At 67.1% G+C, this 24,699-nt stretch carries 18 protein-coding genes, 2 tRNA genes and 1 riboswitch; of the genes, 6 read left to right on the plus strand and 14 right to left on the minus strand.

The genetic code is table 11. From position 1 onward, the window contains the following. Positions 1 to 12: 12 nt before the first annotated feature. Positions 13 to 89: transfer RNA gene (locus tag BSY239_RS09080), tRNA-Pro, on the plus strand. Positions 90 to 153: 64 nt separating this feature from the next. After that, positions 154 to 230, plus strand: a tRNA-Arg gene (locus BSY239_RS09085). Positions 231 to 466: 236 nt separating this feature from the next. On the opposite strand, the gene BSY239_RS09090 is transcribed toward BSY239_RS09085, so the two are convergent. The 9 genes from BSY239_RS09090 to BSY239_RS09130 form a co-directional block, all read right to left on the minus strand. Then, the gene (locus tag BSY239_RS09090; RefSeq protein WP_083239895.1) at positions 467 to 2,188 is read right to left on the minus strand and encodes a tannase/feruloyl esterase family alpha/beta hydrolase; all 1,722 of its coding nucleotides are present in this window, start codon (positions 2,186 to 2,188) and stop codon (positions 467 to 469) included. A 161-nt stretch (positions 2,189 to 2,349) separates the two neighbouring features. Then, positions 2,350 to 3,258, minus strand: a complete 909-nt coding sequence (locus BSY239_RS09095) for an SDR family NAD(P)-dependent oxidoreductase (protein ID WP_069046564.1) — start codon at positions 3,256 to 3,258, stop codon at positions 2,350 to 2,352. A gap of 32 nt (positions 3,259 to 3,290) precedes the next feature. Further along, a complete protein-coding gene (locus BSY239_RS09100) occupies positions 3,291 to 4,232 on the minus strand; it encodes a 3-keto-5-aminohexanoate cleavage protein (protein WP_069046565.1) in 942 nt (313 codons plus the stop codon). Between the two features lie 36 nt (positions 4,233 to 4,268). Continuing rightward, the gene (locus BSY239_RS09105) at positions 4,269 to 4,988 is read right to left on the minus strand and encodes an ABC transporter ATP-binding protein (protein WP_069046566.1); all 720 of its coding nucleotides are present in this window, start codon (positions 4,986 to 4,988) and stop codon (positions 4,269 to 4,271) included. After that, entirely contained in the window at positions 4,985 to 5,740 is a 756-nt protein-coding gene (locus tag BSY239_RS09110) for an ABC transporter ATP-binding protein (protein WP_069046567.1), read from the minus strand. The genes BSY239_RS09105 and BSY239_RS09110 overlap by 4 nt, the downstream gene beginning before the upstream one ends. Then, positions 5,737 to 6,993 (minus strand): branched-chain amino acid ABC transporter permease, encoded by a 1,257-nt coding sequence (locus tag BSY239_RS09115; protein ID WP_069046568.1) that lies wholly within the window; start codon positions 6,991 to 6,993, stop codon positions 5,737 to 5,739. Before BSY239_RS09115 ends, BSY239_RS09110 begins: the two co-directional genes overlap by 4 nt. Positions 6,994 to 6,997: 4 nt before the next feature. Next, on the minus strand, positions 6,998 to 7,939 hold the full coding sequence (locus tag BSY239_RS09120; protein ID WP_069046569.1) for a branched-chain amino acid ABC transporter permease: 942 nt from the start codon (positions 7,937 to 7,939) through the stop codon (positions 6,998 to 7,000). A gap of 116 nt (positions 7,940 to 8,055) precedes the next feature. Beyond that, on the minus strand, positions 8,056 to 9,300 hold the full coding sequence (locus BSY239_RS09125) for a branched-chain amino acid ABC transporter substrate-binding protein (protein WP_069046570.1): 1,245 nt from the start codon (positions 9,298 to 9,300) through the stop codon (positions 8,056 to 8,058). Between the two features lie 46 nt (positions 9,301 to 9,346). Further along, positions 9,347 to 10,138 carry an SDR family oxidoreductase gene (locus BSY239_RS09130; RefSeq protein WP_069046571.1) on the minus strand — a complete coding sequence of 264 codons (792 nt, stop codon included), beginning with the start codon at positions 10,136 to 10,138 and terminating at the stop codon, positions 9,347 to 9,349. A 231-nt stretch (positions 10,139 to 10,369) separates the two neighbouring features. Here BSY239_RS09130 and BSY239_RS09135 point away from each other — a divergent pair, with 231 nt between their 5' ends. Beyond that, positions 10,370 to 12,319, plus strand: coding sequence for a helix-turn-helix domain-containing protein (locus BSY239_RS09135; protein ID WP_156775445.1), 1,950 nt, complete (start codon positions 10,370 to 10,372; stop codon positions 12,317 to 12,319). A gap of 88 nt (positions 12,320 to 12,407) precedes the next feature. On the opposite strand, the gene BSY239_RS09140 is transcribed toward BSY239_RS09135, so the two are convergent. The 5 genes from BSY239_RS09140 to BSY239_RS09160 form a co-directional block, all read right to left on the minus strand. Then, positions 12,408 to 15,578, minus strand: coding sequence for an efflux RND transporter permease subunit (locus BSY239_RS09140; protein ID WP_069046573.1), 3,171 nt, complete (start codon positions 15,576 to 15,578; stop codon positions 12,408 to 12,410). Further along, positions 15,575 to 17,179, minus strand: coding sequence for an efflux RND transporter periplasmic adaptor subunit (locus BSY239_RS09145; protein ID WP_069046574.1), 1,605 nt, complete (start codon positions 17,177 to 17,179; stop codon positions 15,575 to 15,577). Before BSY239_RS09145 ends, BSY239_RS09140 begins: the two co-directional genes overlap by 4 nt. Continuing rightward, the gene (locus BSY239_RS09150) at positions 17,176 to 18,450 is read right to left on the minus strand and encodes a TolC family protein (RefSeq protein ID WP_069046575.1); all 1,275 of its coding nucleotides are present in this window, start codon (positions 18,448 to 18,450) and stop codon (positions 17,176 to 17,178) included. Before BSY239_RS09150 ends, BSY239_RS09145 begins: the two co-directional genes overlap by 4 nt. Before the next feature lie 93 nt (positions 18,451 to 18,543). Beyond that, a complete protein-coding gene (locus tag BSY239_RS09155) occupies positions 18,544 to 18,906 on the minus strand; it encodes a hypothetical protein (protein ID WP_069046576.1) in 363 nt (120 codons plus the stop codon). A gap of 291 nt (positions 18,907 to 19,197) precedes the next feature. Then, entirely contained in the window at positions 19,198 to 20,097 is a 900-nt protein-coding gene (locus tag BSY239_RS09160) for a LysR family transcriptional regulator (protein WP_069046577.1), read from the minus strand. 151 nt (positions 20,098 to 20,248) lie between these two features. Here BSY239_RS09160 and BSY239_RS09165 point away from each other — a divergent pair, with 151 nt between their 5' ends. The 3 genes from BSY239_RS09165 (at position 20,249) to BSY239_RS09175 (ending at position 23,959) form a co-directional block, all read left to right on the plus strand. Next, complete coding sequence (locus BSY239_RS09165) at positions 20,249 to 21,424, plus strand: M20 aminoacylase family protein (RefSeq protein WP_069046578.1); 1,176 nt, start codon at positions 20,249 to 20,251, stop codon at positions 21,422 to 21,424. A 20-nt stretch (positions 21,425 to 21,444) separates the two neighbouring features. Continuing rightward, the gene (locus BSY239_RS09170) at positions 21,445 to 22,437 is read left to right on the plus strand and encodes a tripartite tricarboxylate transporter substrate binding protein (RefSeq protein ID WP_069046579.1); all 993 of its coding nucleotides are present in this window, start codon (positions 21,445 to 21,447) and stop codon (positions 22,435 to 22,437) included. Positions 22,438 to 22,446: 9 nt separating this feature from the next. Then, positions 22,447 to 22,541: riboswitch (glycine riboswitch) on the plus strand. Positions 22,542 to 22,708: 167 nt separating this feature from the next. Then, positions 22,709 to 23,959 (plus strand): D-amino acid dehydrogenase, encoded by a 1,251-nt coding sequence (locus tag BSY239_RS09175; RefSeq protein WP_069046580.1) that lies wholly within the window; start codon positions 22,709 to 22,711, stop codon positions 23,957 to 23,959. Positions 23,960 to 24,699 lie beyond the last annotated feature (740 nt).

Consider the following 24,699-nt stretch of genomic DNA (forward strand, 5'->3'; position numbering starts at 1 on the left):
TCGCAGCTTAGTCGGAGCGTAGCGCAGCCTGGTAGCGCATCTGCTTTGGGAGCAGAGGGTCGCGAGTTCGAATCCCGCCGCTCCGACCATTCATCAAAAAAAGAAAAAGGCCCACTCTGTGGGCCTTTCTTCTATGTGCTGCCGGTCACCTGTCTGCCCGTAGCTCAACCGGATAGAGCAGCTGCCTTCTAAGCAGCAGGTCGGGGGTTCGAGTCCCTCCGGGCAGGCCAAAACAAAGGCACCCCAGGTTAACAACAACTGACTTGTTGGTTGCTTTTTGACTTTTGGTGCACCTGGAGTGTCACCAGGTTGGCTGGCTCTGGCCCGCCTTCGTCCCCCGCTGTCCCCGCCGCAGGCGCTCGCGGCCCACTCCTTGGTTGCCGCATGGTCCAACAGGGGTGCCAACGAAGGTGAAGAAGCGATCCGGCAACAAGGCTGACCCGCCATCCATACCCGCAGCCGGCCTCTAGTTCACGCAGACAAAGGATGCAGCGGCGTTCACGTCGCCCGCGCCCGAGTAGCGCGGCCACTGGGGGTAGTCGCACAAGGGCCGCGAGCGTCCGGGCACACCGACCGTGTCCACCGTCGTCTGGCCCGATGGCGCGGTGTCGCGCTCGGCCCACTGTTCCAGCGCCGTGAGGGAATCCCAGGTGGCGTTGAAGACGGTGCTGACCGCGTGTCCCAGACCCGGCACCTCGTAGTAGCGCGTGAACCTGTCGACGTTGGCCGCCCCCATCTGCGTCTGCAGGCGCTGGTAGTAGACCTCCGTCGCACGCGAGCTGACCAGCACGTCGGCCAGGCCATGCGCGAGCAGCAGCTTGCCGCCCCGCGCGGCGAAGGCCGAGATGTCGGTGGCGGTGTCGAGTTGCTCGCTGAGCTGGCTGATGCGTCCTGCCCACGGACCCGGGTTTTGTGGGTCCAGCGTCAGCGAATCAAAGGCCGGATCGCGCGTGATCGAGTACTTGATCCACTGGTCCACGAGCACGCTGATGTAGGGCGCGCTGCGCGGCATCGGCGTGGCCGGCTGGCTGGTGCCCAGGGCCAGAAAGGTCACCACGGGTTGCAGGGGCGACGGGTTCGAGGTGATGCCCAGATCGGCGCCCCACACGTTGTAGCCCGGGTAATGGGTTTCGCCGCTGGCCAGCGGGAAATTGAACACCGTGGGCGAGTCCATGACCTTCAGCGCGGTGATCTGCGCGTCCGACAGGCAGGCATCTCCGGCCTCCACGCCGCCGGGGCATCGCAGGGGTGTTCCGTTGAGGCTGGCCGTGGCGGGATCGAAGATGGCGTTGCACTGTTTCTGGTCGCTGATGAGGCCGTCCACCACGCCGTCCAGCGCATCGCAGGCTTCCATCGCCGCGTCGTAGATCAGGACACGCTTGGCGGTGTTCGGATAGGCACCGGGCTGGGCCAGGGCGATGTTCGTCCGGTGCCCGCCCAGCAGTGCTGCGGCGTCGTTCCAGGCGGGATACCAGGCAATGGCACCGTCCCAGTCCTGAGGCCAGCGCTGGATGGCCGCCAGCGCCTCGCGCCCGCCTGTGGAGCCGCCGGCAAAGTACGACTGGGTCGGGCGCCTGGCATAGCGTGCGTTGACGAGGGACACCGCCGCATCGCGTGTCTTCTTGAGCGCGTCGCCCCCGAAGTTGCGCACCGCTTCGTCGTTGGTGCCCCACGAGCCATCCTGCGAACCGAAGCTGTTCGACTGGTGGCCCGAGTCGCTCGCAAAGGTGGCGTAGCCGCGCCCCACGGGGGTGGGCTGATCCGCAGGTCCGTTGGACACATTGCCCCTGACATTGGGAATGGAGCCGTTGAAGCCACCACCGCCCATCATCAACACCTTGTTGTTCCAGACCGTGGGCAGCACCAGGTTGAAGCGGATGTCGGGCGCCGCGGGATCCACCGGTGCGATGCGCCCCGTGACCAGACAGTGCTCGGGAATGAGCGCTGCGCCGCTGCCACTGGCGGCCACCACGACGGCGGTCAACACGTTCGCGCCCGAGGTCGGCAAACCGATCTCGGCTGCCGGGATGGTTCGCCCGGCCAGCTGTTCGCAGGTCAAGGGTGTGGGCGTGGGCGCGGCACCCACGCTCTCGTCCCCACCGCCTCCGCCTCCGCATGCGATCAGCAGGGAAGAAGCCACCAGGCATCCCCATCGGCCGCGGTGGCCGATGTTGTTCACGTTGTTCATCTTGTCTCCTTTTGGTTTGATGTCGAGCGGCCCGTCAGCGGGTCGCTCCAAACCAGTGTGGGCTTTGTCTGGCGCAAGACCTATGTGCGCGATGGACATCCCCGGGAGCAGATTCATGTGTGCGTCATCGGTGCCAAAACCGGGAGGCACGCCCTCAACCATCAGACGGGATCGGCCACCTCGTCGGTCAGTCCGGCCTTGGACAACTCAAGCTGGTATTGCTCCCAGCCCGAGGCAGGCACCACCTCGGCACCGCGCGCCTGAATGTCGTGAATGCGCGAGCGCACCTCACCCGCCGGGTCGCTCGCATCGCCCACAAAAATGCCTTGTGTCATCGTCACGTGGGCGCACTCGAAGCTGCCTGCACCGGCCAGCAAAATCATGCGGGTCGGCGCGTCGTCCGCCACCAGCGCGATCAGTCCCGGGCTCACCTTCTCGGGCGCCAGGCCCGCCAGCGCGCTCTCGGGCAACACGTCCGCCGTCATGCCGGTGGCCGCACTCGGCGCCAGGCAGTTCACGCGGATGTCGTGCTTGATGCCTTCCAGCGCCAGCGTCTGCATGAGGCCCACCAGCGCCATCTTGGCCGCGCCGTAGTTGGCCTGGCCAAAGCTGCCGTAGAGGCCCGACGACGAGGTCGTCATGACGATGCGGCCATGCTTCTGCGTGCGCATCCGTTCCCACACCGCCTTGGTGCAGTTCACCGCCCCCATGACGTGCACCTCCATCACCAGACGGAAGTCGTCCAGCGGCATCTTGGCAAACGATTTGTCGCGCAGGATGCCGGCGTTGTTGACGAGGATGTCGATGCGGCCCCACGTCGCCACGGTGTTCGCCACCATGCGCTCCATGCGCGCCGCATCGGTCACGTCCCCGCCGTCGACGATGGCTTCGCCGCCCAGGCGCGTGATCTCGTCGGCCACGCGCTGCGCCGCAGACCCTTCGCGGTCACCACCGATGTCGTTGACCACCACACGTGCGCCGTGCCTGGCCAGCTCCAGCGCATGCGCGCGCCCCAGACCACCGCCGGCCCCGGTCACGATGGCCAACTTGTTCTGCAAAACCTTGTTCATGTGTTTCCTTTAAAAAATCGTTGCGCCCCGGCTCAACAGGCCACCGCGTGCGAACCCTTGAGCCCGAGCATGGTGCGCGCCTCTGCGGGTGTGGCGATCTCCAGCGAGAGCTCGTCGAGGATGCGGCGGATCTTGCGCACTTGCTCGGCGCACGAGGTGGCGAGCTGGCCCTTGCCCAGAAAGAGGCTGTCCTCCAGGCCCACACGCACGTGGCTGCCCATGACCGCGCCCAGGGTGAGCAGCGGCATCTGGTGGCGCCCGGCGCCCAGCACCGAGAAGCGGTACCCGTTGCGCCCGAACAGGCGGTCGGCCGTGCTGCGCATGACGAAGAGGTTCTCCGGGTCCGGCCCCAGGCCACCGAGCACACCGAAGATGCACTGGATGAAGAGCGGACCCTTGACCAGGCCCTCGTCCACAAAGTGGGCCAGGTTGTGCAGGTGGCCCACGTCGTAACACTCGAACTCGAAGCGCGTGCCGCAGTCCTCGCCCAGCACCTTCAGGATGTGTTTGATGTCGGCAAACGTGTTGCGGAAGATCAGGTCTTCCATGCCCTCGATGTAGGGCTTCTCCCAGGCGTGCTTCCACTCCTGGATCTTGCGCGCGGCGGGGTGGATGGAGAAGTTCATCGAGCCCATGTTGAGCGAACACATCTCGGGCTTGAGCTGCAGCGGATAGGCCAGGCGCTCGGCCAGCGTCATGCGGGTGCTGCCGCCGGTGGTGATGTTGATCACGGCGTCGGTGGCGGCGCGGATGCGCGGCACGAATTCATCAAAGACTCGGGGGTCGGCCGTGGGAGAGCCGTCGGCCGGGTTGCGCGCGTGCAGGTGCAGGATGGCCGCACCCGCCTGGGCTGCCTCAATGGATTGCTGCGCAATCTCCTCGGGCGTGAGCGCCAGGTGGGGCGACATGCTGGGCGTGTGCACCGAGCCGGTGACGGCGCACGAGATGATGACTTTGTCTTGCGTGGGTTTCATGGTGGTGGCGGTTGGGGGGATGTTGGGCGGCTGGCCTCAGACCGCCAGCCACTCGGCCAGCAGCTTCTCGTCGGCCTTGAGGGCCTGCGGCGTGCCTTCGAAGACGATGCGCCCGTGCCCCATCACGCAGACGCGGGTGGAGACCTTGAGCGCAATGGCCAGCTTCTGCTCCACCAGCACCACCGACACGCCACGGCGGTGCATGTCCTGGATGCACTCGCCCACGGCGGTGACGATCTTGGGTGCCAGGCCTTCGGTGGGCTCGTCGATCAGCAGCACCAAGGGGTTGCCCAGCAAGGAGCGGCAGATGGTGAGCATCTGCTGCTCACCGCCGGAGAGGCTGCCGGCCTTGGTGTTGCGCCGCTCCTTCAGACGCGGGAAGTAGTCGAAGGCCTGCTCCACCGTCCACTGCACCGCCCCGCCGGCTGCGGGCTGTTCCCCCATGCGCAGGTTCTCGTCCACCGTGAGGTTGGCAAACACCTCGCGCTCCTCGGGCACGTAGCCCAGGCCCGCGCGGCAGATGGTGAAGGGCCGCTGGCCGGCCAGCTCGCGCCCCTGCAGGCGCACGCTGCCCCCGGTGGGCGGCACCAGGCCCATGAGGGCCTTCAGGGTGGTGGAGCGCCCCGAGCCATTGCGCCCCAGCAGGCTGAGCACCTCGTTCTGGCGCACCTCGAAGGACACGCCGTGCAGGATGTGGCTCTTGCCGTAGTGGGCGTGCAGGCGGTCCACGCCGAGCAATGCCGATGCTTCGCTCATGCCGCCACCTCTTCGCCCAGATAGGCTTCCTTCACGGCCGCGTTCTCGCGAATCTCGGCCGGCGTTCCGGTGGCAATCACCTGGCCGTAGACCAGCACGCTGATGCGGTCGCTGATGGAGAAGACCACCTGCATGTCGTGCTCCACGATGAACAGCGCGCGCCCGCGCGTGACCTCGCCGATCAGCTCGGCGGTGTAGGCCGTCTCTTCGTTGGACATGCCCGCCATGGGCTCGTCCAGCAGGATCACCTGCGGGTCGCAAGCCAGGGTCATGGCAATCTCCAGCGAACGCTGCTCGGAGTAGGCCAGCTCGGCGGCCAGCTGCCGGGCCTTGCCCTGCAGGCGCACCTGTTCGAGCAGGCGCTCGGTCTGCTCGAGCAGGCGCCGGTTGCTGTCGATGAAGCGCCAGAAGTTGTATTGCAGGCCATGCGAGCGCATCACCGCCAGGCGCAGGTTCTCGAACACGCAGAGCTTGGGGAAGATGTTGGTGATCTGGAACGAGCGCGCCAGGCCCTGGCGGTTGATCGCCTGGGGCGACAGGCCGTCGATGCGCTGCCCCTGGAACACGATCTCGCCGGCCGTGGGTTTGAGGTTGCCCGAGATCAGGTGGAACAGGGTGGACTTGCCCGCGCCGTTGGGGCCGATGAGCGCGTGGCGTTCGTCGGCGCGCAGCTCCAGGTCCACGCCACGGATGATCTCGGTGGGTCCGAAGGATTTCTTCAGCCCGCGCAGGGACAGGATGGTCTCGCTCATGGGGTGTCCTTGGCCGGTTGGTCGTTGAGGGTCTGGAGTTGGCGCCGTGCGATCTTCACCAGCACGCCCCCCACCACCAGCAGCAGCAAGGGCGTGACCCAGGTCAGCAGCGCGCCGGGCGCCCAGTCCACCCCGTACAGCGTCACCGGTGGCCAGGCCACTGCGGGGTCGGTGCTCAACAGGGCGCGGTAGTCGCGCGAGAACAGCACGCGCAGCGTCTCCACCGTGAACGCGGTGCCGTTGGCCAGCAGGAAGGCCGCGCCGCCAAACGACACCATCACCGGCAGCAGCCGCCAGAGACCGCAGCGGCGCCAGAGCGCGGCGGTGGTGCCGATCAGCCCGGCAATGCCCTGGGGCATGAACATCATCACCAGCACGAACAGCAGGCCCTGGTACAGCAGCCACGACTGCGTGAGGTCGGAGACCGCGTAGCCGAAGAAGGTCATGAGCGCAGCGCCCAGCGCCGGCCCCAGGAAGATGCCCACGCCGCCGATGTAGGTGTTGAGCACGGCAGCGGCCGACAGCCCACTCTCGAAGAGCACGTAGTTGGCGGCTTCGTTGTTGATGACCTGCAGGCCACCGGCGATGCCCGAGAACATGGCGGAGACCGAGAACACCAGCACGCCGAGCTTGTGCGTGTCGTAACCGAGGAAGGCCAGGCGGTGACGGTTCTCCCGCAAGCCCAGGGCCAGGCGGCCCAGCGGGGTGCGCGTGTACAGGAAGAGCAGCAGCAACGAGACCAGCACCCAGGCCAGGGTGAGGAAGTACACCTCGGTGGTCGAGCCGAAGGTCAAGCCCATCGAGGGCATGCGCATGCTGGAGACACCGGCCTCGCCACCGAACACGCTCTTAAGGTGGGGCGCGATGGCGTGCAGCAGCTCCGCGATCGCCAGGGTGATCATGGCGAAGTAGGTGCCGGTGCGCTGGGTGGAGAACCAGCCGGCGATCGCCCCCACCAGCAGGCCTCCGAGCGCACCGGCCAAGGGCAGCAGCGGTGTCGGCACGATGCCGGCGCCGCCCAGCGCGTTCATGGCGTGCACGGTGGCAAAGGCGCCCACGCCGAAGTAGGCGGCGTGGCCGAAGGAGAGCATGCCGGCCTGACCGCACACCACGTTGTAGGCCGAGGCAAAGAGCGCGGCGATCAGCATCTGGATGGCCGCGTTGAGCAAGCCCATGGAGAGCAGCCAGGGCAAGGCCAGCAGGATGAGCAGGCCCAGGCCCAGGCTCAGGAGAATGGAAGTGCGTGTCCTCATGGCATCAGGCCTTCTCACCCATCAGGCCGGAGGGCCGTACCAGCAGCACCAGCAGCATCAGCGCAAACGGCAAGGTGGCCGCCAGGCTGGAGAGCTTGAGCGTGAGCAGCCCACCGATGCTCTGGGCCAGCTCGCGCGCACCGAACACCGCCATGAGGTCGGCCAGGCTGGCATCGATCGACACCGCCAGCGAGGTGATCACGCCGATCAACAGCGAGGCCAGCATGGCGCCTTCCAGCGAGCCCAGCCCGCCGACCACCACCACCACGAAGACCATCACGCCCAGCTCCAGCGCCATGTTGGGGTTGGTGGTGTAGAAGGCACCGGCCACCGCACCGGCCAGGCCGGCCAACGCCGCGCCCACGCCGAACACGCTCATGAAGACCAGCGGCACGTTGTGCCCCAGGGCCTCGGCCATGTGCGGCCTGTAGATGGCCGAGCGCACCACGATGCCCACGCGGGTGCGGGTGAGCAGCAGGTAGATGACCACGAACATGGCCACGGCCACGGCGCCCATGAAGACGCGGTAGACGGGGTAGTTCGCCACGCCGATGGTGAAGGCGGAGAAGTCCAGGCTCGCGGGCACCCGGTAGTTGACCGGGTAGTTGCCGAAGAACAGCTTGATCAGCTCGGCAATGATGAAGGACAGGCCGAAGGTGAGCAGCAGCTCGTGGGCGTGGCCGTGGTGGTGCACGCGGCGCAGGAAGAAGCGCTCGACGACCACGCCGACGAAGCCCACCAGCACGGTGGCGGCCACCAACGCCAGCCAGAAACCCAGCACATCACCCAGCGAGTACGCGAAGTACGCCCCCAGCATGTAGAACGAGGCATGCGCGAAATTGAGCACGCCCATCATCCCGAAGATGAGCGTGAGACCGGCGGAGACCATGAACAGCAGCAGGCCGTAGATGGTGCCGTTGAGCAACGAGACAATGAGGGTGTCCATACGGAGGGCTTTGCAGGCAAGGGAGAGCCGCGGCGAAGCAAAAACTCGCTCGCCGGGCTCTCGGACAAGGGGACTTCAATGGGGACTTCAGAAGGCGCCGCGGGGGCGCCCGTCCATCACGAAGGTCGTTGCATCTTGCAGCTGGCCTGCACCGGCGTGGCGGCCTCTTGCGCCGGGAAGAGCTTCACCAGCTTGAAGCCCATGTCGGTGTTGTCGGCCTTGTACTTCGCGTCCCTGGAGACGGTGGACACCACCATCGGCAGCATGGCCTGGTGGTCGTCTGCACGCATGCTGATCTCGCCGATGGGCGTGGTGATGCGGGTGGTTTCCAGTGCCTGCGCAAATGCGTTCACGTTGAACTTGCCGGCCTGGGGTTTCACACGTTTGAGCGCATCGCCCACCATGAGCAGGCCAAAGACGGTCTGCGGGTCGGTGGCCACCGGGTTGGTGCCGGTTCTGGAGCGGTAGTCGCTGACGAACTTGTCGCCTTCGGCGCCACCGGCTTCGGGGTTGAAGGTGTGCGCGATGAAGTGGCCGAGCGCCAGGTCGCCTGCGTTGGCGATGTTGCCGGGCTGGTCGAGGAAGATGGTGCCGAAGCGCGCCTTGAGACCCGCGGCCTTGGTGGCCTTCATCAGCAAGAGCAGATCGTTGGACCAGTTGCCCGTGACCACGGTGTCCACCTTGGCGGCACCGATCTTGGCCACATACGGGGCAAAGTCCTGGATCTTGTTGACGTCGTGCAGCGTCTTTTCAACCACCTCGTAGCCTCCGCGCGCAGCGTTGTCCACGGTGGCCTTCTCCATGTCCTGGCCCCACGAGTAGTTCTGGTTGATGGCGTAGACGCGGTTGCCCAGCGTGCCCGCATCCTTCATGGCTTGCACCAGCGCCTTGGTGCGCACCTGTGCGTTGCCGCTGAAGCGGAAGTGGTGGAAGTGGCACTTCTCGCCAGTGAGTTCGAGCGCTTCGGCACCCACGTTGATGTAGACGATTTCCTTGCCCGGGTTGCGCAGGTTGTGTTTGCGCACGTCTTCGGTGAGTTGTCCGCCCACGGCCGACGAGGCGCCCTGGACAATGAGGTGAACCCCATCGGAGATGGCCGTCTTGAGCTTGTCGGCGGCACCGGTGGGGCCGCCCTGGTTGTCGTACTCCAGCAGCTGCACCGGCTGGCCATTCCAGCCGCCTTCGGCGTTGATGCGGTCGATGGCGTATCGCGATGCCGCACGGTAGGCCAGACCCGAGGCGGCCTGGGGGCCCGAGAGGGTCTCGATCACGCCGATCTTGACGGTCTGGGCGGAGGCGGCACCGCTGGCCATGCCGGCGGCCACGACGGTGGCAAAACACACGGATTGAATCGATTTCATGAAGTCTCCTTTTGTTGAAATGGGCTACGTACCTGCTCCAGGTGCGTCACAGGTACTCGAGGTTGCCGTCCACGCTGATGGCCTGGCCGGTGATGTTCCGCGCGGCGGGTGAGCCGAGGAACAGCGCGGTGGCCGCCACGTCCTCGGCCGTCACCATGCGGCGCATCGAAATCTTGCGGATGTATTCGTCGCGCATGGCCTCGACGCTGACACCCAGGGCCGCGGCGCGGGCCGCGATCACGCCGCTCATGCGTTCGCCTTCCACGGTGCCCGGCAGGATGGCGTTCACGCGGATGCCTTGCGGGCCAAGCTCGATGGCCAGCGATTTCATGAACCCGACCACGCCCCACTTGGAGGTTGCATAGGGCGTGCGGTACGCATAGCCGAGCCGCCCGGCCACCGAGCTCATGGCGATGATGGTGGGGTGGTTCACCGAATCCTTGAGGATGGGAACCGCGCGCCGCGCAAAGAGGAACTGCCCGCCGAGATTGACCTCGACCGTGCGGTTCCACTGGTCAACGCTCATGTCCTCGATCGGACCCGTGGGCCCGGCAATGCCGACGTTGTTGACCAGCACATCCAGGCCACCGAGCGTGCCCAGCACGTCTTCAAACACCAGGTCCACCTCGCGTTCGACCGAGGCATCGGCCAGGCTGGCGGTGATCTCCGGCGCCTCGCTGGCCAGGCGGTCGATGGCGGCGCGGTCGATGTCACAGACGTGGACGCTGGCCCCCGCCTCGCTGAAGGCGCGGGCAATGGCCGCACCAATGCCGCTGGCGCCGGCGGTCACCAGCACCCGAAGACCGGGCGCTGGTGCAAGTGATTTGACGATGCTCATGTTGGTTTGCTTTGTTCTGGAGGACGGCGTGCCGTGTTCAGGACGTGACTGTCCCGGATTCAAGCGGCCAAACCTATGTGGTCAACCCACACCGCACACCGGTGTCAGGTGTGGTTTGCGCACTCCGTAGTTACCCTGTGAAGGCGCGCCAATCGTCTGCGTTCTGTTAGCCTGCACCCCCATTGACAGGCCCGCTCGAGTCGCCTGGAGGGCCCGCTGATGGAGAGTGAAATGGATACCCTGCCGACCGAACGGATCGGCCACGCGCTGGTCGATCTGCTGCATCGGAGCGCCTCGTCGGCAGAGTTCGCAGCGCGCCTGGCGCAGGCGCAGGCCTGGCCCGACGAGACCCCCGACAAGCACGAGCAGATCGAACTGGTGCACAAGGCCATGGCGATTCACGACCGCCTCGATGTGCGACAGCAGCGCGAGATCGGCATGCTGGCGGTGATCGAGTCGGCGCGCGACCTCTCCAGCCGCCTGGACCTCCCCGAAACGCTCAGCCTCGTGGTGTCCCGGGCGAAACGCCTGCTCGGCTCGCAGGTCGCCTGGCTGTCCGCCTACGACGCCAGCCTGGATGGCTTTCATGTGCTCACCAGCGATGGCGCGCTCTCGCATGGCACTGGCAACATGCTGGCCGGACGCGGCCTGGGCATCGTGAGCGTGGTCGTCAAGACCCGGCTGCCCTTCACGACCGCGGACTACCTGCACGACACCCGGTTTCCGCACGATCCCCAACTGGACGCCACCTTCAGGGACGAAGGCATCGCCGCGGTGGTGGGCGTGCCGCTGCTCTGGGAAGACGAGGTGATCGGCCTGCTCTTTGTGGCCGACCGCTTCCACCGGACCCACACGGCCCAGAACATCTCCATCCTCAGCACCCTGGCCACGCACGCAGCCGTTGCCATCAAGAACGCCATGGCCTTCGAGCAGGCGAACGCCGCCCTGAGAAGCGCCGAGGCAGCGCACGCTGCACTGGAGCACCACGTGCGCAACGTGCAGGCCGCCGCCGAGGCCCACGACCGGATGACGAGCTTGCTGGCCAAGGGCGCCACGCTGGCCACCATCTGCCAGTCGGTCACGCAGTTTCTGGAGGGCAGCGTGCTCGTGCTGGACGAGGCCGGCCAGGTGATTGCCCGCGCATCGACCGATGGGTACGGCGGGACCGCTGCCGCGACCTACGAACCGCACGGACAGCGCAGCGACGAAACCCTGCTGGCGATCGGCAACAGCCGCCGGATCGGCCGCTCGGTGCTGGCCTTCGAGGCGCACGGCGAATCGTGCCGGGTCAATGCCGTGATCGGCGGAAACGACGTTCTGGGCGCCATGCTGCTGTTTCGCCAGGAACCCCTGGACGACATGGCCATACGCACCTTCGAACGAAGCGCGACCATCGTCGGCATCGTTCTGTTGTCGCGCGAGCGTGCGGACGCCACCCAGCGGCGCGATCTTTCAAGCCTGTTGCGCGACCTGCTCTCACCCCGGCAAGACGACCTGGCCCTGCTGTGCGAAAGGGCGGAGCGTTTCGGTCTGGACCTGATGCGTCCCACTTCCATGCTGCTGCTGGAGACGCACGCGCACGACGCGGGCTATGTGGTGCGCCGCCTGCGCGCCACCCAGCTGTTGCCGAACACCTTGTTCGACGAGATCAACGGGGTGCTCACCATCCTGTGCGCGACGACCCAGGCCGACGATGTGCGCCGCTCGCTGGAAGAGCTGGCCCGTCAAAGCTTCGGGGTCGGGTACCGGGGCGTGATCTCGCGCCCCATTCCACAACCCGCCGAGCTCCCCACCTTGCACGCCTCGCTGCGGCGCGCCCTGCCGGTGCTTGCCAGAATCGGCATCCAGGGCCACGTGGTGGCGCAGAACGAACTGGCGCTGTACTCGACGCTGTTCGAAACACACGACCAAGCCAGCCTGTCGGCCTTTCTGGAGGCCACCATCGGAACGCTGGCGTCCTACGACCAGAAGCGGGGATCGGAGCTGATCAGCACCTTGCTGGAATACTTCAACAGCAACCAGAACGCCAAGCTGACCGCCGAACGACTGGGCATCCACGTCAACACGGTGAGGCAGCGGCTCACCACCATCGAGGGACTCATCGGACACTGGGGAAATGCCCTGCGTTCGCTGGAGATCCATGTGGCTCTTCGTCTTTGGGTTCTCAGCAAAGGGGCCTGACAGCAATCCTCACAGGCGTCATCGGTCCGGACAGCAATGGGGGATGGTCCTTGACACCCGCAACAAGGGCAGACGCAAGTTTCCCGGACTATTGCCCCGAGTCTGTGCTGCGGCTGACTGGCTTCCAGGACGCGGAGGCGCGGCGCGGCCGTCGCATCAAGCGGTAAACCACCGGCACCACCAGCAGAGACAGCAGCGGTGCGCTGATCATCCCGCCGATCATGGGTGCCGCGATGCGCTGCATCACCTCGCTGCCGGTGCCCATGCCCCAGAACAGCGGCAGCAGCCCGGCCACGATGGTCGCCACCGTCATGGCCTTGGGCCTCACCCGCAGCACCGCGCCTTCGCGGATGGCTTCCAGCAGCGACGGTTCGTCGGTGCGCCCGGCGTCCAGGCGTTCCTGCCACGCCTGCTTGAGGTAGATCAGCATGATCACGCCGAACTCGGCCGCCACCCCGGCCAACGCGATGAAGCCCACCACGCTGGCCACCGACAGGTTGTGCCCGAGCAGCCAGAGGAACCACACGCCGCCCACCAGGGCGAATGGCAGTGTGGCCATGATCAGCAAGGCTTCGTCGAAGCGGCGGAAGATCAGGTACAGCAGCACGAAGATGATCAGCAGCGTGACCGGCACCACCAGCTTGAGCTTGGCGGTGGCGCGCTCCAGGAATTCGAACTGCCCCGACCACGCCACCGAGTACCCGGCGGGCAGTGCCACCTCCTGTGCCACCGCGCGCTGCATGTCCAGCACCGCGCCGCGCAGGTCGCGTCCTCGAATGTCCACGTACACAAAGCCGGCGAGGCGCGCGTTTTCGCTGCGCAGCATGGGAGGCCCGTCGGTGATGCGCAGGTCGGCCACGTCGGACAGCACCAGGCGCTGGCCACCCGGCGCCACGATGGGCAACGCGCGCAGCTCGGGCAATGAGTCGCGCAGCTCGCGCGGGTAGCGCAGGTTGATCGGGAAACGCTGCAGGCCCTCCACCGTCTCGCCGATGTTCATGCCGCCCAGTCCGCCGGCCACGATGTCCTGCACGTCGGCGATGTTCAGGCCATAACGCGAGGCGTCCGCGCGGCGGATGTCCACGTCGATGTAGCGCCCACCCGTGAGGCGCTCGGCCAGCGCGCTGCTCACACCGGGCACGTCTTTCACTGCCTTCTCGATCTCGCCGGTCAGGCGGTCGATGGTGGCCAGGTCGGGCCCGGCCACCTTCACACCCACGGGGCTCTTGATGCCCGTGGCCAGCATGTCGATGCGGTTGCGGATCGGCGGCACCCAGATGTTGGACAGGCCCGGCACGCGCACAGCACGGTCGAGCTCTTCGATCAGCGCTTCGGGTGTCAGGCCGGCGCGCCACTCGTCACGCGGCTTGAACTGGATCGTGGTCTCGAACATCTCCAGCGGCGCCGGGTCGGTGGCGGTCTCGGCACGCCCGGCCTTGCCGTACACGCTCTGCACCTCGGGAATGGTCTTGATCAGGCGGTCGGTCTGCTGCAGCAGCTCGGCCGCCTTGGCGGCGGACAAGCCGGGCAGCGCCGTGGGCATGTAGAGCAGATCGCCTTCGTCCAGCGGCGGCATGAACTCGCTGCCCAGCTGGCGCAACGGCCACAGGCTGGCCACAAGCACCAGCGCCGCCACCACCAGCGTGAGCTTCGGCGCCTTCAGCACCGCGTCCAGCACCGGGCGGTACAGCGCAATGAGCGCGCGGTTCAGCGGGTTGGCGGTCTCGGCCGGGATGCGCCCGCGGATCAGGTAACCCATGAGCACCGGGATCAGCGTCACCGCCAGACCCGCGGAGGCCGCCATGGCGTAGGTCTTGGTGAAGGCCAGCGGTGCGAACAGCCGACCCTCTTGCGCCTCCAGCGTGAACACCGGGATGAAGCTCAGCGTGATGATGAGCAGCGAGAAGAACAGCGCCGGTCCCACCTCGGCCGCGGCGTCACCGATCACCCGCCAGCGTGGCTCGCCCTGCAGCGTTTCGTCCGGGTGCTGGTGCGCCCAGCGCTCCAGGTGCTTGTGCGCGTTTTCGATCATCACGATGGCCGCGTCCACCATGGCGCCGATGGCAATCGCAATGCCACCCAGGGACATCACGTTGGCGTTGATGCCCTGTTGCTGCATCACGATGAAGGCCATCAGCACACCCAGCGGCAGCGAGATGCTGGCCACCAGCGCACTGCGCAGGTGGAACAGAAAGGCCAGGCACACCAGCGCCACCACGATGAACTCCTCCACCAGCTTCTCACCCAGGTTCTTCACCGCTCGTTCGATCAGGCCCGAGCGGTCGTACACCGGCACGATCTCCACGCCTGTGGGCAGGCTGCGCTGCAGCTCGGTCAGGCGGGCCTTCACCGCTTCGATGGTCTGCAGCGCGTTCTTGCCCGAGCGCATCACCACCACACCGCCCACGGCCTCACCCTCGCCGTTGAGCTCACCGATGCCGCGCCGCATCTCGGGCCCGGTCTGCACCCGCGCCACGTCACCCAGGCGCACCGACACACCGCTGGCGCTGGTGATGAGCGGGATCGCGCGGAAGTCGTCGAGTGTCTTCAGGTAGCCATTGGCGCGCACCGCGTACTCGGCCTCGCCCAGCTCCAGCATCGAACCGCCGGCCTCCTGGTTGCCGCGCGCCACCGCCTCGGCCACCATGGCCTGCGTCACGCGGTAGGCGGCCATCTTGTCCGGGTCGAGCACGATCTGGTACTGCCTGACCATGCCACCCACGCTGGCCACCTCGGCCACATCGGGCACGGTCTTGAGCTCGAAACGCACGAACCAGTCCTGCAGGGCGCGCAGCTGCGCCACGTCCTGCCCGCCGGTGCGGTCGATCAGGGCGTACTGGTAGATCCAGCCCACGCCGGTGGCATCGGGCCCGATGGATGAGGTGGCACCGCGCGGCAGCCGCGCCTGCACCTGGTTGAGGTATTCGAGCACCCGCGAGCGCGCCCAGTACGGGTCCACATCGTCTTCAAACAGCACGTACACAAAGCTGTCACCGAACATCGAGAAGCCGCGCACCGCGCGCGCACCCGGCACCGACAGCATGGTGGTGGTCAGCGGGTAGGTGACCTGGTTCTCCACTATCTGCGGCGCCTGCCCCGGCCAGGTGGTGCGGATGATCACTTGCGTGTCCGAGAGGTCGGGCAGCGCGTCCAGCGGCGTGCGCTGCAGGGCCACCACGCCCCAGGCGCTCAGCAACGCCGTCGCCAGCAGCACCAGAAAGCGGTTGGCGATGCTCCAGCGGATCAGGCCGGCGATCATTTGCCGGGCTCCGGTGCCACCCGCTGCAGGCTGGTGATGCGCGGCACATCGCCGTCCTGCATTTCAAACTCGATCTGCAGCCGGTCTCCGGCCTCCAGATCGCGTGGCTGCTGCGCGCGCGGCGGCAGCTTGAAGTCCATCTGCATCTGCGGCCACTTCAGTGCCGCAATGGGCGGGTGCGTGAGCGTGACCGTGTCGCCACTGAGCGCATCGATCACCGCATCGGTGGTGTAGCGCTGTTGACTGGAAGGAGGCGCCGGCTCCTGGTTGAGACGTGCTTCGAGCCCGCGCAGGCTGGCTTCGGAGTCGATCAGGAACTGGCCCGAGAGCACCACGCGCTGGCCCACTTGCAGCCCCGCGCTGATCTCGGTCTGGCCCCCCACTTCCAGGCCCGCCGTCACCTCCACCGGGCGGAAGCGCCCGCCGTCTTCGGCCACCATCACCACGCTGCGCCGCCCGGTGTGGATCACCGCGTCGCTGGGCACCAGCAGCGTGGCGGCGGCCTTCGGGCGGTCCAGCCGCATGCTCACCAGCATGCCGGGTACCAGCCGTCCCTGTGGATTGGCCAGCTCGACCCGTGCGCGGATGGTGCGCGTGACGGCGTCCACCTCGGGCAGCAGGGCCTGCACCTGGCCCTCGAAGGTCTGACCCGGCGCGCCGGGGCTGGTGGTGCGTACGCGCGCACCCGGTTGCAGCAGCGCGGCCTGGCTCTCCGGCACCGCGCCTTCGGCCCACACGGTGCGCGTGCCCTGCAGGCGCATCAGCGTCATGCCCGGCATCGCGGTGGCGCCTTCGCGCACCATGAGTTCGCTCACGATGCCGGCGATGGGCGCGGTCAGCGTGAAACGCGGATGCACTGCGCCTGAAGCCACCACGCGCTGGATGTGCGCGGGCGTCATTCCGGCCTGGCGCATGCGCTGGCGCGCGGCGTCCTGCAGCGCGTCGGTACCGTCGCCACTCAGGCGCGCCAGCGCCAGGTATTCCTCCTGCGCGGCCACCCAGTCGGGCACGTACAACTCGGCCAGCGGCGCACCGGCCGCCACGCGGTCCAGCGCCGCTTTCACATGCAGCTTCTCCACGAAGCCCATGGCGCGCGAACTCAGCTCCACCCGCTCGCGCTCGTTCCAGGCCACGTTGCCCACCGCCGTCACTTCCGACACCAGCGAGCCCTCCACCACCGGCGCCGTGCGCAGGCCCAGGTTCTGCTGGATGCGCGGGCTCACCGTGACGCTGCTGGCGTCCGCCGCATCGCTGCCGGCGTAACGCGGCACCAGCATCATGTCCATGAAGGGCGACTTGGCCGGCGCCTCGAAGTTCTTGCCCGGCACCATGGGGTCGTGGTAGTTCAGGATGCGCCGGCCCGTGGCCGGGTCCACGTCTCCCGCCTTGAGCGATTCGCGGATGTGCCGGCGCGTGGCTTCTTCACCTTGCGGGATGCTCCACAGCGACGGATCGTCGCTGGTGGTGGTGGCCGCAACCGCCTGCGGCACCGGTGTCGCGTGGCCCATGCCCTGCTGCATGCCCAGCCACCAGGCGCCACCGCCCACGGCAACGAGCACGGCCACAGCGGCCAGCGCAATGAGGGACCTTGTCTTGTTCATGGTTTCACTCCTGTCGAGGTGTCGGGGAACAGGTATTCGAGCTGCGCCCACAGGCCAGCGGTTTCACGCTCGAGCGCGAGGCGCTCCAAGGCCAGGCTCAGTGCATCGCGGCGCGCCTGCAGCACGACGCCCAGACCTTCGCCCCCGCCCCGGTAAGCGGCCAAGGCAACCTCGGTGCGCTGCCTGGCCAGCGGCTCGCGCTGCGCATCCAGGTGTGCGAGCCGGGCCAGTCCCGCCTGCCAGTCCTGCCGCCAGCGCTGCACCTGCAACACCCGCTCGCGGGTCTGCTCCTCGCGCTCGGCCTCCAGTTCGTTCACACGCGCCAGGCGCGCGGCGAATTCGCGTTGCTGGCGCTGGGGCCGGTCCCATTGCAAGGGCACCGACACGCCGATCGACACCATGTTGGAAAACTGCGAGCCACGCTGGCTGAACATGACCTCGGCGCTCCAGTCGGGCTTGAGCTCCTGGCGGGCCACTTCGGCCTCGGCCCGGGCCACAGCCTCGCGCGCCTGCAGCGCAACGAGATCGGGCAGCTTGCGCAGGGGGTCCGTTTCATCCACCGCTGCGGCGGTCTGCCGCATGGGCGGTGGGTTGGCCAGCGGCTGGTCGGGCGGACCACCGGTGAAGCGCGCCAGCGTGAGGCGGGCGTTGGCGCGATCGGCCTGCGCGCCGATCAAGCCCTGCTCCATTTGCGCCAGCGCCTCGCGCGCGCCCAGTGCGTCCGAAGCGGTGCCGCGACCACCGCGAAGAGCCGCCTCGGTGGTCTGCACCAGCACACGCGCCTCGGTGATCTGCGCCTGCAGCAACAACCAACGCTGCTCTTGCATGTACCGCTCCAGCCAGGCCTGCGCCACCTCGGTCTGCAGCCTGGCCACCCGCTGCGCGCGTTCGCTCAGGGCGGCATCGGCTTCGCGCTCGAAGCGCTCGCCTCGCGCGCGGCGCTTGTCCGCGCCGGGCAGGGTCTGCATGAGGGCGATCGAACGCATGCTCATGAAGTCGCGCGTGGTGCTGAAGCGCTCGGGCCCGTCCACCGGCAGGTTGTCCAGCGAGAGGCGCAGCACCGGGTCGGGCCGCTGCGCGGCCGCCACCGCCATCTCGCGAGCGCCCTGCGCGGCGGCGCTCAGGGCATCGAGGCTGCGCGAGCGGGCCACAGCTGCGCTCACTGCGGCGCTCAGGCTCAGGGGCTCATCGGCAATGGCGGGCGGGAGCACGGCGAGAAAGCCCGCGAGGGCCAGCACGGCGCGTGCGAAAAGAATCGAAAGGTGTTCCATGGCTGAGCTCCGGAGCAGGCACGCCCGGGCGCAAAGACCCTGGCAACGTGCGACAGCAGCACCACCGGGCGGTGGCCTGCACTGTGCGGGGGTTCAGACGGAAGTGGGAGGGCGCCAGAGGCGCGTGGTCGCGCCCGGAGGAAGGCTGCGCCAGGCGGGCGCTTGAGGGTCCAGGGTGGCCGGCGTCTGGGCCACGAGGGATGGGATGGAAAGCAGGCCGGCCGCGGGCGCGGCGCAGCTCTGTACGCTCTTGCAGGGCTGGCCCGTGAGCTCAAAGGTGGCCATGTCGTTGCAGCAGTCTTCCATGGCCTCGGCCAAGGCGTCTGCCGTCTCACCGACCTCCTCCACCATGGCCATCATGTCCTGCATGGGGCATGGTGACGCAGGTGCCTGCCAGACCGCAAAGCCCTGCAGGGGCAGCAGCAGGCACAGGACGAGGATGATCAGGCGGCGCATGGCTGGATTCTAGGGTGCACACACCGACCGCGCTTGCCAGGTCGGGAAGTCTGCCCGCAAGGCGGCCAGGTTCGACCCCGGATCCATCTCCGTGGGCAAAGAACGCATACACGTTGAACATGCATACCGCCAGCAGGGCATGCCGCACGCCTTCTGGTCGCGTGCGTTCTCACGTCCCTTTGATGTGCGTGCCGAGCCTTCGCATCACCTCCATGCCGCGGCGGAGACAGCCGACGCTGAACAAGCTCCACGCGGCGCTTGTTGCCGTCGAAGCCCCCTTTTCGAATCAGGTCATGGCGCGCATGTGAGAGCGGCTGTCCAGCAGGGCAGCTGGGAGCGCAGGATGCGAAGGGCAGGCGCCTCCTGACGCTTCGCTGAAGTGACCAGCCCGAACCGCGCCGTGGCATCGAGACTGGGTGACACCTCCAGCCGGATCAGATCGACCGCCGCTGCGTTGACGGTGAGCACGATGGCGTTGCTGCGTCGCGCCACGTCGACGATGCTCATGGTCTCGTCGCAGCGCAGCGTAACCATGTCGTCCGGGTTGGCTTGCGGGCCGTAGCGGGCAATCAGCATGCGGGCAACCTCGTCACTCAAGGGCGTGGATGCCACCGGGTAGGCCATGACATCCTCGAGGCCCACCGGACCGCCTCGTTGCGCCAGGGGGTGGTTCGGCCTCACCAGAAATCCTGCGCTCAGTTCAAACGCCAGCGACACCTTCAGTTCGGCCGAAGGACGCATGTCGCGGATGTCGACGATCGCCGCGTCCAGTTGTTGTTCGCGTAGTGCATGGAGCAGCACGGCGGTGTTGCCGCGAGAGATCTGAAGCTGCAACCGGGGGTGGTGCTCGGCCATGTGCAGCATCAGCGGGGTGCTCAGCAGCGCGCCTGGCGCCGAGCTCAGGCCCACACGAAGCTGCCCGATGAGACCCGCGTGCAGCCCCTGGCCAGCCTGTTTGAGCGCCTCGGCGTCGCTCACCAGACGCCTTGCGCGTACCAGCACCTCGTCACCGAAAGGGGTCAGCGAAATGCGCCGCCCAAGGCGGTCGAACAAGGCGCCGCCCAACTCTTCCTCCAGCGCATGGATGCTGCGGGTGAGCGCAGGCTGGGTCAAGAACAGGGCCGCCGCTGCCTGCACAAACGTTCCGACCTCGGCCAGCACCACGAAATGCCTGAGCTGCACCAGCGTCATGTCAAGCCCTCAGTGAAAGTTATTGATCATTGATCTGCAATGCATTGGACTTTAAGCCCATCGCTTTCTAGCATCCAGCAAAGTTCATGAAACCTGGTCGCCAGCGGCTTTGAATGCCGCTTCCCACGACCCCTCAGCCGGAGCACCTGCCTTGGAACGTCTCAGCGATCTTGCAGTTCAGGAGTTCGTCGCACTGCGGCGCGACATCCACCGCCATCCCGAACTGGCCTTCGACGAGCACCGCACCAGTGCCCTGGTGGCGCAGAAGCTGCAGGCCTGGGGTTACGCGGTGATTACCGGCCTGGGCGGCACCGGGGTGGTGGGCCAGCTGCGCCGCGGCAGCTCCACGCGGGTCATCGGACTGCGCGCGGACATGGACGCGCTGCCCATCGTCGAGGACAGCGGCACCGACTGGTCCAGTTGCCACCACGGCGTGATGCACGCCTGCGGTCACGACGGCCACACCGCCATGCTGCTGGCCGCCGCGCAGCACCTGGCCACACAAGGCAGGTTCGACGGCACACTCAACCTGATCTTCCAGCCCGCCGAAGAAGGCGGTGGTGGCGCCCTGAAGATGATGGAGGACGGCCTGTTCGAGCGTTTCCCCTGCGACGCCATCTTTGCCATGCACAACATGCCCGGCTTCGCGCAGGGCCAGCTGGTGTTTCGCAGCGGAGCGACGATGGCCTCTTCCGACTACGCCACCGTCACGCTGCACGGCATGGGCGGCCATGGCGCCATGCCCCACAAGGCGACCGACGTGGTGGTCGCGGCGGCGTCCATCGTCATGGCGCTGCAGACCATCGTCTCGCGCCATGTGGACCCGATGCAGCCGGCCGTGGTCACCGTGGGCGCCGTGCACGCGGGCCAGGCCAACAACGTGATTCCCGCCTCGGCCCGGCTGGAGCTGAGCGTGCGTGCCCTGGACCCGCAGGTGCGTCGCAGCGTCGAGCAACGCATCCGCGACCTGGTTCGCCTGCAGGCCGAGAGCTTCGGTGTGCGCGCCGAGATCGACTGGCGCCCCGGCTACGCGGTGCTGGTCAACGACGCTCGGCAGACCGAGCTGGCCCTCGCGGTGGCACAGGCGCATTTTCCGCCCGAGCAGGTGGTGGCCCAGGGCCCCATGCTCACCGGCAGCGAAGACTTTGCCTTCATGTTGGAGCGTGTGCCGGGCAGCTATTTGTTCATCGGCAACGGCGCCGGCCAGGAGCCCGGCGCCTGCATGGTGCACAACCCCGCCTACGACTTCAACGACCACAACATCGCCACCGGCGCCGCGTACTGGATCGCGCTGGTCAACACGCTGCTTTCCCCCAACCCACCCTGAACAACCCACTGGAGACACCCATGAACAGCCCCTTCAAAACCCTGGTGGCCGCGGCGGCCATCGCCCTGGCCAGCGTATCCGGCGCAGCACAGGCGCAGAGCTACCCCACCCGGCCGGTGACGCTGATGGTGCCCTACCCGGCTGGTGGCCTGTCGGACGTGATCGCGCGCTCGGTCAACAACACCCTGGGCAAACAACTGGGCCAGCCGGTCGTCATTGAGAACCTGGGTGGAGCCAGCGGGTCGATTGCCGCGCAGAAAGTGCTCAACGGTGCCAGCGACGGCTACACCGTGTTCCAGGGTTCACCCAACGAACTCATCCTCGCGCCCTTGGCCATTGCGTCCATCAAGTTCAAGAGCGAGGACTTCCGTCTGGTGCAGATGATCGCCACCGCGCAGATCGCGTTTCTCGCCCGCAAGGACTTCCCCGCCAGCACCGTGGACGAGTTCCTGGACCAGGCCCGCAAGGCGGCGCAGCAGGGCCGGCCCCTGACCTACGCCAGCGTCGGCCCCGGCTCGTTCTACCACCTGCTCGGCGAGCACCTGTCCAAGGTCACCGGCATTCCCATGGTGCATGTGCCGTACAAGGGCGCAGCGCCGGCCGAGCAGGACCTGCTGGCCAGCCAGGTCGACTTTTTCCTGGCGCCCTACGGCAAGAAGTACGACGACATGCACAAGAGCGGCCGCGTCAAGGTGCTGGCCATGCTCAACAGCGAGCGGCTCGAGAACGTGAAGAGCTACCCCGCCATCACCGAGAGCACCCAGCTCAAGAACTTCACCTTCAACATCTGGACCGGCTACTTCGTGAAGAAGGACACCCCGGAGCCGGTGGTGACCACGCTGCACAAGGCCATCACCGAAACGCTGGCCGATCCCGGCGTGCACCAGGCGCTGGAAGCGAACAGCCAGCTGCTGGCCAAGCCGCTGTCACTCAAGGCGGTGGACCAGGCCTACGCCGACGGCATCCAGCAGTTCCGCGCCATCGCGAAGTCGATCCAGCTGCAGGCACAATAAGCGCCTCAAACACGTCGACCGGGAGAGACTGGCCTGAAAAGCAGGCTGGCGCCGAAGGAGCAACCGCCCCGGAAACTCTCAGGCAAAAGGACCGGTCGACACGCAACACACTCTGAAGAGTGGCCGGGATTCGTCCCCCGGCCCACCGCAGGAGCAAGCCAGCCCCAGGGGCCGGTGAATCTCTCAGGTCACAAACAGAGGGGGTCATGGTCCGCACACGGTGTGCGGACTGTGTCCTCCATTGTTTGACGACTCTGCAAGCGAGATTCCCATGGCACACCTCATCGTCATCGGCGGCGGCATCACCGGCGTCACCAGCGCCTACGCCCTGGCCCGTCAGGGCCACCAGGTCACCCTGATTGAAAAACACCGCTACGCGGGCATGGAAACCAGCCATGCCAACGGCGGCCAGCTCTCGGCCTCCAACGCCGAGGTCTGGACCCATCCTTCCACCCTGCTCAAGGGCCTGAAGTGGATGTTCAAGGCCGACGCACCGCTGCTCGTCAACCCCACCCCGAGCTGGCACAAGCTCAGCTGGTTCGCCGAGTTCGTCGCGTCCATCCCCAAGTACCGCAGCAACACCGTGGCCACCACGCGCCTGGCCATCGCGGCACGCGAGCACCTGTTCGGCTGGGCACGGGCCGAGGGCATCGACTTCGACCTGAAGCGCCAAGGCATCCTGCACATCTACCGCGACCGCGCCGGCTTCGAGCACGCGGGCGAAGTCTCCAGGCTGCTGGCCGAAGGCGGCCTGCCGCGCCGCGCCGTCACGCCCGACGAGATGCGCGCCATCGAGCCCACCCTGCAAGGCGACTACTTCGGCGGCTACTACACCGAGAGCGACAGCACCGGCGACATCCACAAGTTCACCCACGGCCTGAGCAAGGCCTGTGCACGGATGGGCGTGCATCTCATGACCGGCCAGACGGTGGCCCGCGTGCGCAGCACCGGCACCAACGCGAAGGTGACGCTGTCCGACGGGCAGGTGGTGAATGCCGACGCCGTGGTGATCAGTGCCGGCGTGCACAGCCGCGCGCTCGGCGCCCAGCTCGGCGACCGGCTCAACGTGTATCCGGTCAAGGGCTACTCCATCACCGTGATGCTGAACGACGAACAGAGTCAGGCCGCCGCGCCGCAGGTGAGCTTGCTGGACGACGAGACCAAGCTGGTGACCAGCCGCCTCGGTGTGGACCGATTCCGTGTGGCCGGCACGGCCGAGTTCAACGGCATCAACCTCGACATCCGCGCCGACCGCATCCGGCCGCTGGTGAACTGGGTGAACCAGTGTTTCCCGGGTGTGAGCACCCGCAGGGTGGAACCCTGGGCCGGCCTGCGGCCCATGATGCCCGACATGATGCCGCGCGTGGGCGCGGGCAGACAGGCCAACGTGTTCTACAACACCGGCCATGGCCACCTGGGCTGGACACTCTCGGCCATCACGGCGCACCAGCTCGGCGAGCATGTGGCGCAGTGGGAACGCATGCGCTCAGGCTTGGCGGTGCCTGTGGCGGCCTTGGGGTGACCGAGCTGCCCGGTTCATGGAGCGCTGTGGCGCCTGGCCCCGCTGCACCCGGCACCCGACGCCAACGCGCCCGATGTCACACAACACGAATCGGTTCCGGTTGGAAACAGGTTGGGTGCAAGAAGCGGGCGGCAGCGAGACGGACGAGGACGGCTGGCGCTGGATGTCCTGCAGGAAACGCAGCAGGGCCGGATCGCGCTGGCATTGCGGCACCGCGCGTTCGGTCAGGGCCAGTCGTGAACGAGGACCGTACGTACCCGAGAACGCCCTGTCGCGGGTTGCGGTCCTGGATGCGCTCCAGGTCTTCGTGGCAGCGGGCCGCGATCTGCCGGGCCACGAATTCGGTATGACCGCTGAGGGAGTAATAAACCACGAGGATGCGGCTCACGACGGTGCTCCTTTCCAACGGCGGATTCACTTGACCAGCAGTCTGTGCGGTGCGGCAAACAACCCGCTTGAGCGCGCTCAATGCCGACGCACCTGGTTGCGCGGACGTTTGTCCCGGCATGGAATGACCTCTGCGGTGTGGGTTCTCGCGGGTACCGGATGGTTGGCACTGGATGTGAACTTTCAGCAGGCTGTTCATCCGACCCGGATTTGGGAAGCTGTGGTGACGAGGCCACCAGCAACTTGACTCTGGAAAACGCATGTACAACCCACTGAAACGTCCCAACCAACCCGCACGGGTAGCGCCGGGCCAGCCACCCAAAGCGAAGGGTTTTCCCGGATGGCCGGCGGAA

The sequence above is a fragment of the Hydrogenophaga sp. RAC07 genome, from assembly GCF_001713375.1.
GTDB lineage: Bacteria > Pseudomonadota > Gammaproteobacteria > Burkholderiales > Burkholderiaceae_C > Hydrogenophaga.

Excerpts from the sequence above, each read along its gene's own strand:
- BSY239_RS09175 (WP_069046580.1), top strand. The coding sequence starts at position 22,709 with ATGGCACACCTCATCGTCATCGGCGGCGGCATCACCGGCGTCACCAGC.
- BSY239_RS09140 (WP_069046573.1), bottom strand. The coding sequence starts at position 15,578 with ATGATCGCCGGCCTGATCCGCTGGAGCATCGCCAACCGCTTTCTGGTG.
- BSY239_RS09115 (WP_069046568.1), bottom strand. The coding sequence starts at position 6,993 with ATGAGGACACGCACTTCCATTCTCCTGAGCCTGGGCCTGGGCCTGCTC.
- BSY239_RS09100 (WP_069046565.1), bottom strand. The coding sequence starts at position 4,232 with ATGAAACCCACGCAAGACAAAGTCATCATCTCGTGCGCCGTCACCGGC.
- BSY239_RS09135 (WP_156775445.1), top strand. The coding sequence starts at position 10,370 with ATGGATACCCTGCCGACCGAACGGATCGGCCACGCGCTGGTCGATCTG.
- BSY239_RS09105 (WP_069046566.1), bottom strand. The coding sequence starts at position 4,988 with ATGAGCGAAGCATCGGCATTGCTCGGCGTGGACCGCCTGCACGCCCAC.
- BSY239_RS09145 (WP_069046574.1), bottom strand. The coding sequence starts at position 17,179 with ATGAACAAGACAAGGTCCCTCATTGCGCTGGCCGCTGTGGCCGTGCTC.
- BSY239_RS09160 (WP_069046577.1), bottom strand. The coding sequence starts at position 20,097 with ATGACGCTGGTGCAGCTCAGGCATTTCGTGGTGCTGGCCGAGGTCGGA.
- BSY239_RS09110 (WP_069046567.1), bottom strand. The coding sequence starts at position 5,740 with ATGAGCGAGACCATCCTGTCCCTGCGCGGGCTGAAGAAATCCTTCGGA.
- BSY239_RS09090 (WP_083239895.1), bottom strand. The coding sequence starts at position 2,188 with ATGAACAACGTGAACAACATCGGCCACCGCGGCCGATGGGGATGCCTG.
- BSY239_RS09155 (WP_069046576.1), bottom strand. The coding sequence starts at position 18,906 with ATGCGCCGCCTGATCATCCTCGTCCTGTGCCTGCTGCTGCCCCTGCAG.
- BSY239_RS09150 (WP_069046575.1), bottom strand. The coding sequence starts at position 18,450 with ATGGAACACCTTTCGATTCTTTTCGCACGCGCCGTGCTGGCCCTCGCG.
- BSY239_RS09130 (WP_069046571.1), bottom strand. The coding sequence starts at position 10,138 with ATGAGCATCGTCAAATCACTTGCACCAGCGCCCGGTCTTCGGGTGCTG.
- BSY239_RS09125 (WP_069046570.1), bottom strand. The coding sequence starts at position 9,300 with ATGAAATCGATTCAATCCGTGTGTTTTGCCACCGTCGTGGCCGCCGGC.
- BSY239_RS09170 (WP_069046579.1), top strand. The coding sequence starts at position 21,445 with ATGAACAGCCCCTTCAAAACCCTGGTGGCCGCGGCGGCCATCGCCCTG.
- BSY239_RS09120 (WP_069046569.1), bottom strand. The coding sequence starts at position 7,939 with ATGGACACCCTCATTGTCTCGTTGCTCAACGGCACCATCTACGGCCTG.
- BSY239_RS09095 (WP_069046564.1), bottom strand. The coding sequence starts at position 3,258 with ATGAACAAGGTTTTGCAGAACAAGTTGGCCATCGTGACCGGGGCCGGC.